This is a genomic window from Micromonospora endophytica (genome assembly GCF_003236305.1).
Classification (GTDB): Bacteria; Actinomycetota; Actinomycetes; order Mycobacteriales; family Micromonosporaceae; genus Micromonospora; species Micromonospora endophytica.
In genome coordinates this window covers 1-8,369 of sequence record NZ_POTX01000253.1, presented here as the reverse complement: position 1 = coordinate 8,369, position 8,369 = coordinate 1, and the positions used below count along the sequence as shown (strand labels likewise).

Here is an 8,369-nt window from a genome sequence, read left to right as displayed (position 1 = left end):
CTCCCCCCGTTGGCCCTTCAGCGCCCCCGCCAGGTAGTTCCGGGAAGGATTAATCGTCCCGACAGGTACCTTCGTTCGCGCGTACGACACAGGAAACTGAAGATCGCTGTCGTTGGAGATCACTAGAGCCGCGTCGATCTGGGACGTGAGCACGTCGACAAGGAGGTGGGAAGCGACGTTGACGTCGGAGCCCTTCTCTTCCCTGTGGGCATACGACACCATGAACGTTGCGTCCGGTACCGGGTTGCCTTGAGCGTCCTGAACCATGATCGGCCATTGTGGAGTCACGAGCTGAGGTCTGGCGCTACGGCTCTGCGCCTTTACCGCGAGCGGGGCGTACTTCACCCGCGAGACGTAGCTCCCGTACTCGATTACGTCGACGCTGGATGATGCCACCAGAGCCTTGAGGTAGATGTCTTGATCGACAAAACCTGAGGGGTTGCTGGCCGCGTCGATCACTGCGGTGCAGTAGACGATTCGATGCACCTGGGCGCCCGTCCAACTCGGCACCTGAGCTAGCAGCCGACTGGCAAGAGCCCGAATGTCGAGCCAGCGCCAGCCGGGCGTTCCTTGGCCGCACAGCCCGCGGCCGCCGTAGTAGAGGTTGTACCCATCGACATACACACCAACGCGCACCGGCGAACGTTACCAGTAGAAGCAAGAGCGTTCGAGTCTGTCGTACCCGTTGCGCGCCCCTTTGGCGGCGAACAGAGGTCAAGGCCCGGCCAGGAGCAAGGGATAGCGACCTAACCCGAGGTGTCTAAATGGGACTAAAAGCTCACTGCCTGGCCTGATCAATCCGATTCCCAAGATGATCGTGGGTCCGTCATTTATATAGACCAACTTGGATTGTTCTAGTTGGTTGGCCGGCCCACAAGCACCACTCCTGGCTGCAGCACTCGAACCGTGGAGGCCGCTGTCGGCGGCAAGCCCGGGCTTCGGGCCGCAAGCGACATCAGAGACGTGTACGGGCGCGAAAACCTGCCGCGCCCACCACCTTCGCCCTGCCCCTCCGGCCCGCCACCTGACTCGGTCGGTGGCCGGCGCGGAGGGTGCGGAGGGCGGAAGCTGAGGTCAGCTGGCGATGCAGGTTCGGCCGTCCGGCCCTGAACCGATCTTGCGGGGCTCGGCGCCGGTGTTGTTGCCCTCGAAGAGGTCGCAGAGGTCGGCGCGCCCGCCGCCGATGAAGGTCACGCCCTCGATGACCGCCCGGTCGCCGAGGTTGGCGTTGACGCCGACCAGCACGTCACCGGTGCCGGTGACGGTGATGTTCCGCAGGGTGACGGTGCGGGCGGCCTGGGTCCGGCAGTTGCCGCAGGAGCGGTAGAGCTTGCCGAAGTCGTCGTCCACCTGGAAGTCGGTGATGGTCACCGATCCGCCGGCACCCCGGTTGTCCTGGAAGATCTTGTCTGCGGCCTTCGCCGCGCTGCCGCCCTCGATCCGTACCACCGCGTTGGTGCCGCGGAAGGTGGCGGCGTCCTCGCCGACGTCCTCCCAGTGGACGTTGCGCAACGTGCAACTGCCCGCGCAGTGCACCCCGTCGGCGGCTGGCGCGCCGAGGATGACGTTCTCCAGCACCGCCCCGTCGGCCAGCCGGAACAGCGGATCCTGGCCCTCGTCCTGACCGCCGTCGCCGAGGTCGCCGCTGCCGACGAAGCGCCGGTTTTCTCCGTCGAAGGTGCCGGCTACCTGGATCGTCTCGGTGACGGACTCCTGCCCGGTGGCCGGCGGCGGCCCGGCCAGCGGTCGCGGCGCGCTGTCGGCCGCCGACCCATCGGCGGCGGCCGGTGGTGCGCTGGGCGGTGTCTCGGCGGCGGCGAGACTGGTGACGGCCACGGTGGCGGCCAACCCCGCCGCGAGCACGCCAGCTGCCAGCCAGGTGCGGTGAGAACCTTTTGACCTTGACATCGGTACGCCCCTTCTGGGTCTCGCGCCGGGTGGCGCGGTGACGACATCGGGGAGTACGTGTGGGGGCGGGTGTGCGGACGGGGGCCTGGCGGATTCCTGGTCGAAAAGTAACGCTACGGGGGCGTCGGGTCACCTAACGTGCGGGTGGCGTTCTGCGGCAACCGCGCCGACGGCGGACGGATGGCCCGTACCGTCGGTGGGTCGGTGGTGGCGCGAACAACCGGGGAGCGCGTGGGCTACGTGGAGGTCAACGGCGTCCGGCTCTGGTACGAGGAGCAGGGCGGTGGCCGGCCGTTGGTGTTGCTGCACGGGGGATTCGGCGCGGTGGAGACGCTCGCGGCGCTGCGACAGGCGTTCGCCGCGCGGCGACGGTTGATCGGCGTCGACCTCCAGGGCCACGGCCGCACCGCCGACATCGACCGGCCGCTGCGTTACGAGTCGATGGCCGAGGATGTGGCGGCGCTGATCGTCCAGCTCGGCCTGGGGCCGGCCGACGTGCTGGGTTTCTCCCTCGGCGGTGGGGTGGCGCTGCGGCTGGCGATCCAGCGCCGGGAGCTGCTGCGCAGGCTGGTGGTGGTCTCCGCGCCGTGCCGGCGGCAGGGGTGGTTTCCCGAGGTGCTCGCCGGAATGCCCGATCCCGACGAGACGGCCGGCGAGCGGATGCGGGGCACCCCGTCCCATCAGCTCTACCAGCGCCTCGCGCCCCGACCGCAGGACTGGCCGAGGCTCTGGGCGAAGACCGGCGAGCTGCTGCGTCGCGAGTACGACTGGTCCGCCGAGGTGGCCGCGCTGACCACGCCCACCATGCTGGTCTGCGCCGACGCCGACTCGGTGCGCCCGGCGCACATGGTGGAGTTCTTCGGTCTGCTCGGCGGTGGTCACCGGGACGCCGGCTGGGACGGCCGCGACCGCCCCGGCGCCCGGCTGGCCGTGCTGCCCGGCCTCACCCACTACGACATCGTCGACTCGCCGGCCCTGCCGGCGGCGGTGCTGCCGTTCCTCACCCACCCGGCGGGCCCGCCGACCTGAGGCTCACCCGGCCGTTCCGCCGCCCTGACGCTTCACCCGGCGGTTCCGCCGCCCTGACGCTTCACCCGGCCGTTCCGCCGACCTGCGCTTCACCCTGTCCGGCCGCGTAGTGCAGCAGGACCACGTCGCCGCCGATCGCGGTGGCATCCCGCAGGGAGAACCGCGTCGGGTCGAAGCCACGATCGACAAGCGGTGTTCCGCTGCCGACAACTACCGGATTGACCTTGACGATCAACTCGTCCACCTCGTTGAACAACTGTCCGGCGAGCTGGCCGCCGCCGCAGAGCCAGATGTCGCGGCCGGGCTGCCGCTTGAGGTCACGGACGAAGGCCACCGGATCGGCCGAGACGATCTCCACCCCGGAGTCCTGGGCCGGGGCCAGCGAGCGGCTGAAGACGTACTGCCTGAGGTGGGCGTACGGGCTGGTGATCCCGACCTTCAGGGCGGGCTCGTAGGTGGCGCGGCCCATCAGGACGGTGTCGAAGCGGCCCTGCGGGCTGTCGATGCCGAGTTGCTCGTGGGTGAAGCTCGGGAAGGTCTGCGGCCAGTGCGTGACGAGGTGGCGCGCGGTGTCGGGGGCGAGACCGAAGAAGTCGTAGGAGCCGTCGGGCGCGGCGATGAAACCGTCGATGGTGCTGGCGACGAAGTAGACGAGCTTGCGCAAACCAGTACCCCAATCACTACGGATGTCGTGGTTGGCAGTGTACGACGCCTGTTGTGGTTGGTGCTACGGTCACTGCTGTGGCACGCAACCCGCAACGCCGGGCGGCCCTGGCGGACGCGGGGCTGCGGGTGCTCGCCGCCGCCGGTGCGCGTGGTCTGACCCACCGCGCCGTCGACGCCGAGGCGGGACTGCCGACCGGCACCGCCTCCAACTACTTCCGGTCCCGCGACGACCTGCTCGGCGCGCTCGCCGTACGCATCTTCGAGCGGTTCGCCCCGGACGAGGCGGTGCTCGCCCGGCTGGGCAGCCGAGAGCCGTCCCTGGACCTGTTCACCGACTACGTCCGCTACATCGTCGAGCGGACCACCCGCCATCCCGACCTGACCCGTGCCCTGATCGAGCTGCGCCTGGAGGCGGCCCGCCGACCCGGCCTGGCCCGGATCCTCGGCGACACGCTGCGCCTCGGCTACCGCGACGACGTCGCCTTCCACACCGCCGCCGGCTTGCCCGGCGGCGCGTTCGAGGTGGCCCTGCTGCACTACGCGATCGACGGACTGCTGCTCGACCTGCTCACCGCCTCGATCGACGCCGGCTTCGACACCGACCAGGTGGTCGAGGCCCTGGTGTCGCGGCTGGTGGTCACCCCACCCCCGGGATGAGCCGGGCGGTCAGCTCGCCAGCCGCTCGGCGAGCCAGTCGAGCAGCACGTCTGACTGGGCCCGCTGGAACGCCCGGACGGTGGGGATGCCCGGCGGTGGGGGTTGCCGGGCCCGGTCGGCGAAGAAACCGGCCAGGCCGGCGTAGAAGCCGGTCACCGTCGCCGGGTCGGCGTCGGCGAGCAGCGGCAGCCGGCGCAGCAGCGCCTCGGTGTCGTGCCCGCCGTTGAGGCGTACGTCCAGCAGCAGCAACGCGGTGTCCAGCCAGGCCGGCCCGCGCGCGGCCCACGGCCAGTCGACAACGGTGACCCGGCCGGCGGCGTCGATGAGCAGGTTGTCGGCGCGGACGTCGAGGTGGCAGAGGGTGTCGCCGGCCAACTCGGCGATGACCTGCTGCGTCCGGTCGCGTAGCTCGTCGAGGTGGGCCCGCGCCCACGGATGCAGGTCGGCCGGCGGGTCCTCGGCGATCCGATGCCAGCCGGTGAAGTCTTCGGCCAGGTGCTCGGCGACGGTCGGCAGCTGCGGCACCGGCGTGGGGGTCAGCGCCGCGGCCATCGACTCCAGGGCGGCCAGCACGGCGGTCAACTCGTCGGCCCGCCACGGGGTGGCCGGATGCCGGCCGTCGACGTCGGTGAGGACCAGCGCCACCCAGTGTCCGTCGTCATGGCAGCCGAGCAGCCGGGGCGTCGGCGCGTACGCCGGCAGCGCGGCGGTGACGCGTGCCTCGGTCCGGTGCATGACCGGGGTGTCCGGGTTCTGCTCCGGGCTGGCCGCCTTGACGAAAGCTCGCCCGCCCACCGGCCGTGCGGACCCGGTCGGCGGTGCCGGGTGAGTAGCCGCCCGGCTGCGAGTCGGCCGCCACCACCCGGTCGCCGAGAATCTCCTCGACGGCGGATCGGACACCCGGGGGCAACTGCTCCCAGCGAAGCCGAGTGTTCGTGCGCGTCTGCATGCCTTCACGCTGACGGCAGCCCGCAACCGCCGGCAACCGGTTTCCACCCTCGTATCCGCTTTGCCCGCGCCGGCACGTGTCCCGCACTGATGGCGCACCGCCGGCTCAGGAGTGTTCCGGGCCGCAGCGGGAAACGTCGGAGTGGACGCACCTGGGGAGGAGCGACGGATGACGCGTGCCGGACTCACAATTGGCGTGCTCGGCTCGTACGGTGGACGCAACCTCGGCGACGAGGCCATCCTCACGGGCCTGCTCACCGACCTGCGGCAGCAGGAACCAAACGCCCGGATCATCGTCTTCTCACGGAACCCGGAACACACCCGACAGGCGCACCCGGACGTCGAGGCGGTGCCGTGGGAGGGCGTCAGCCGCAGCGACTCGGCACTCGTACTCTCCCAGCTGGATCTGCTCATCCTCGGCGGCGGCGGCATCCTCTACGACCGGGAGGCGCGCCGCTACCTGCGGGTGGTGCGGGTCGCGCAGGAACGCGGTCTGCCGCTGCTGACGTACGCGGTGGGTGTCGGTCCGCTCAGCGACATGGTCGACAGCGGCATGGTCCGCGAGACCCTCGCCGAGGCCACCGAGGTGACCGTACGCGACCAGGAGTCACGGATGGTGCTGGAGGAGGCCGGGCTGCTCAACCCGATCACCGTCACCGCGGACCCGGCGTTCCTGCTGCAACCGGCGGACTTCCCGGCGAGCCTGCTGCGCGAGGAGGGCGTGCCGGACGGCAAGCGGCTGGTGGGGATGAGCGTACGGGAGCCGGGCCGGGCGGCCGAACGGCTCGACGTGGACGGGTACCACCGGCTGCTGGCCCAGATCGGCGACTTCCTGGTGCACCGGATCGACGCGCATGTGCTGTTCGTACCGATGGAACGCGACGACATCAGGCACTCGCACGGTGTGCTGTCGCACATGATCGCCGCGGAGCGGGGCCGGATCCTGCACGGCACCTACTCGCCCGAGCAGGTGCTGGGGTTGATGAGCCATTTCGACCTGGCGGTAGGCATGCGCCTGCACTTCCTGATCTTCGCCGCGATGATGGGTACACCGTTCCTGCCCCTGCCGTACGCCGGCAAGGTCTTCGATCTGGCCCAGCGGTTGGGGGTGCCGGCGCTGCGAGGCGTGGAGCGCGAGGTGGAGGGCCCGCTGCTGGCCGAGGTGGATCAGCTCTGGGACGAACGCGACAAACGCGCCGAGCAGACCGCGCGGCGGGTGGCGCAGGTCTGCGAGGAGGCCCGGGGCACCTCGCGGGTCACCGCGGCGGTGCTGGAGAGCCTGCGCAGGTACGCCCTCGCCGAGGTCGGGGCCTGACCGCCGTCGGCTCAGGCCGCCTGACCACGCCAGCGGTAGCGCCACTGTTGCCGTTCGGCGTCCACGGACTCCAGCTCGTAGATCTCCGCCTGGGCCAGGCCGTCGGGGCCCGGCCGGTGGTGGGTCAGCGGGGGCCTGTCGTTCGGGTCCAGTTCGACGGTGACGTGTTCACCGTCGGCCGTACCGCCCACCAGCGGGATCTCTACCGTTGTCGCCATGGGCCCATCCTGCACCGGACGCCGCCGGCCCGCAGCGGAGTCGGCGGGGCAGCGGACCCGGACCGGCCTGACTAACCTGCCGGAGATGACGGAAATCTCGATCGATCCGACGCTCGGCCCGGTGGTGAACCGGGTGGCCGGCGAACGCGCGGTCCTCGAATCCTTCCTCGATTTTCACCGCGCGGTGCTCCTGCGCAAGCTGCGCGGCCTCTCCGACCCCGAGGCGAGTCGCCGGTTGGTGCCGTCGGCCACCACGCTCGCCGGGCTGGTCAAGCACCTCACCCTGGTCGAGGGCTACTGGTTCCCCACCCTGCTCGACCCGGCACCCGGCGAGACGTTTCCCACCACCGAGGAGGCGGCGCTGGCCAGCTTCACCCTGGCTGCCGACGACACGGTGGATCACCTGGCCGCCGAGTACGAGCGGGCCTGCGCCCGCTCCCGCGAGGTGGCCGCCGGCTTCGACCTCGACCACGTGGTGGCGCACCCGCAACTCGGCGAGGTGTCGCTGCGCTGGATCCTGGTGCACCTGATCGAGGAGACGGCCCGGCACGTCGGACACGCCGACATCCTGCGGGAACTCACCGACGGATCCACCGGCGCGCTCTGACCCCTCCGCTCAGGGGCGGGGCAGCAGCCCCGGCGGATACTCCATACCGTCGTGGGTGCAGGCCGCCGCGGCGACCCGGGCGGCGTACCCGGCTGCCTCCGGCCAGGTCGCGCCGCGCAACCGGGCCGCGACGATCCCGGCGGCGAACGCGTCCCCGGCGCCGTTGGTGTCGACCACCGGGCCGGGCGGCGTGGCCGCCGGCACCCGGCGGATCTCGCCGCCGAGATGCAGGTCGGCGCCGTCGGCGCCCCGGGTCACCAACACCGGACGCGGCGCCAGCGCGGCCGCCACCGCCGCCGCCCGGTCACCCAACGCGACCCCGCTGACCAGAACCAGCTCGGCGAGGTCGGCGAAGGGACGATGGTACGGATTGTGCCCGTCCCAGTCGTGCAGGTCCGTGGAGCTGCCCACCCCCTCGGCCAGCACGTCGCCGAGGGCGGGCAGCAGACCCCGGACCCAACCCATGATCGACACGTGGACGTGGGCGGCGTCGCGGGCCAGCGCCGCCAGCCGGTCGACCGGGAACGGCGCGGGCCCGTCCCCGGCCCGGGGATCGTAGAGCGACATCCGGCGGCCGGCCGGGTCGACCAGGTTCACCGAGCGGCGGGTGCCGGCCGGGTCGTCGGCCAGCACGGCGGTCACGTCGGTGCGGCGCAGCGCGGCCCGGACCACGTCACCCGCCGGATCCGCACCGACGGAGTCGACCACCGCCACCCGCAGCCCGAGCGCGTGCGCGGCGAGCAGCACCCCGGCGCCGGTGTTGCCGATCCGCAGGTCGATGGGCTCGACGGTGACGGAATCCACCACCGGCAGGGGGAGGCCGGGCACGCGTACCCGCACGTCGACTCCGAGGCCGCCGATCACCAGAAGGTCGTACATGGTGCCCGACGGTAGCCGGTGGGTGCCGCCTATCCTGACCCGAGTGTTAAGAGGGGGCCCCTGCTCTACCGCAGGCGTTAACAGGGGGCCCCTCCTTCGGAGCAGGGGGTGGGCGTGCTGGTGGTGCACGGGGTGTGGTGGG

At 71.3% G+C, this 8,369-nt stretch carries 10 protein-coding genes; 4 read left to right on the top strand and 6 right to left on the bottom strand.

Annotation, left to right across the window (positions count from 1 at the left end; all coding sequences use genetic code 11):
• Positions 1-636 (bottom strand): NYN domain-containing protein (locus tag C1I93_RS25700; RefSeq protein WP_146603575.1); only part of this gene is annotated, 636 nt, incomplete at its 3' end.
• A gap of 438 nt (positions 637-1,074) precedes the next feature.
• Positions 1,075-1,908 (bottom strand): pectate lyase, encoded by an 834-nt coding sequence (locus C1I93_RS25695; protein ID WP_111245862.1) that lies wholly within the window; start codon positions 1,906-1,908, stop codon positions 1,075-1,077.
• 231 nt (positions 1,909-2,139) lie between these two features.
• Between C1I93_RS25695 and C1I93_RS25690 the strand changes: the two genes are divergently transcribed.
• Positions 2,140-2,937, top strand: coding sequence for an alpha/beta fold hydrolase (locus C1I93_RS25690; protein ID WP_111245864.1), 798 nt, complete (start codon positions 2,140-2,142; stop codon positions 2,935-2,937).
• A gap of 61 nt (positions 2,938-2,998) precedes the next feature.
• On the opposite strand, the gene C1I93_RS25685 is transcribed toward C1I93_RS25690, so the two are convergent.
• Entirely contained in the window at positions 2,999-3,601 is a 603-nt protein-coding gene (locus C1I93_RS25685; protein ID WP_111245861.1) for a dihydrofolate reductase family protein, read from the bottom strand.
• Between the two features lie 77 nt (positions 3,602-3,678).
• On the opposite strand from C1I93_RS25685, the gene C1I93_RS25680 reads away from it, so the two are divergent.
• Positions 3,679-4,260 carry a TetR/AcrR family transcriptional regulator gene (locus C1I93_RS25680; protein WP_111245860.1) on the top strand — a complete coding sequence of 194 codons (582 nt, stop codon included), beginning with the start codon at positions 3,679-3,681 and terminating at the stop codon, positions 4,258-4,260.
• A gap of 9 nt (positions 4,261-4,269) precedes the next feature.
• Here C1I93_RS25680 and C1I93_RS25675 read toward each other — a convergent pair whose 3' ends face one another.
• Complete coding sequence (locus C1I93_RS25675) at positions 4,270-5,055, bottom strand: phosphotransferase (RefSeq protein ID WP_309148219.1); 786 nt, start codon at positions 5,053-5,055, stop codon at positions 4,270-4,272.
• Positions 5,056-5,377: 322 nt separating this feature from the next.
• On the opposite strand from C1I93_RS25675, the gene C1I93_RS25670 reads away from it, so the two are divergent.
• The gene (locus tag C1I93_RS25670; protein WP_111245859.1) at positions 5,378-6,523 is read left to right on the top strand and encodes a polysaccharide pyruvyl transferase family protein; all 1,146 of its coding nucleotides are present in this window, start codon (positions 5,378-5,380) and stop codon (positions 6,521-6,523) included.
• A gap of 11 nt (positions 6,524-6,534) precedes the next feature.
• Here C1I93_RS25670 and C1I93_RS25665 read toward each other — a convergent pair whose 3' ends face one another.
• Positions 6,535-6,741, bottom strand: coding sequence for a DUF8847 domain-containing protein (locus C1I93_RS25665; RefSeq protein WP_111245858.1), 207 nt, complete (start codon positions 6,739-6,741; stop codon positions 6,535-6,537).
• A gap of 85 nt (positions 6,742-6,826) precedes the next feature.
• Here C1I93_RS25665 and C1I93_RS25660 point away from each other — a divergent pair, with 85 nt between their 5' ends.
• Complete coding sequence (locus C1I93_RS25660) at positions 6,827-7,348, top strand: DinB family protein (RefSeq protein ID WP_111245857.1); 522 nt, start codon at positions 6,827-6,829, stop codon at positions 7,346-7,348.
• A 9-nt stretch (positions 7,349-7,357) separates the two neighbouring features.
• Here C1I93_RS25660 and C1I93_RS25655 read toward each other — a convergent pair whose 3' ends face one another.
• The gene (locus tag C1I93_RS25655; protein ID WP_111245856.1) at positions 7,358-8,227 is read right to left on the bottom strand and encodes a carbohydrate kinase family protein; all 870 of its coding nucleotides are present in this window, start codon (positions 8,225-8,227) and stop codon (positions 7,358-7,360) included.
• Positions 8,228-8,369 lie beyond the last annotated feature (142 nt).

Coding starts and splice junctions, on each gene's coding strand:
- C1I93_RS25655 (WP_111245856.1), bottom strand. CDS start 8,227: ATGTACGACCTTCTGGTGATCGGCGGCCTCGGAGTCGACGTGCGGGTA.
- C1I93_RS25670 (WP_111245859.1), top strand. CDS start 5,378: ATGACGCGTGCCGGACTCACAATTGGCGTGCTCGGCTCGTACGGTGGA.
- C1I93_RS25695 (WP_111245862.1), bottom strand. CDS start 1,908: ATGTCAAGGTCAAAAGGTTCTCACCGCACCTGGCTGGCAGCTGGCGTG.
- C1I93_RS25660 (WP_111245857.1), top strand. CDS start 6,827: ATGACGGAAATCTCGATCGATCCGACGCTCGGCCCGGTGGTGAACCGG.
- C1I93_RS25665 (WP_111245858.1), bottom strand. CDS start 6,741: ATGGCGACAACGGTAGAGATCCCGCTGGTGGGCGGTACGGCCGACGGT.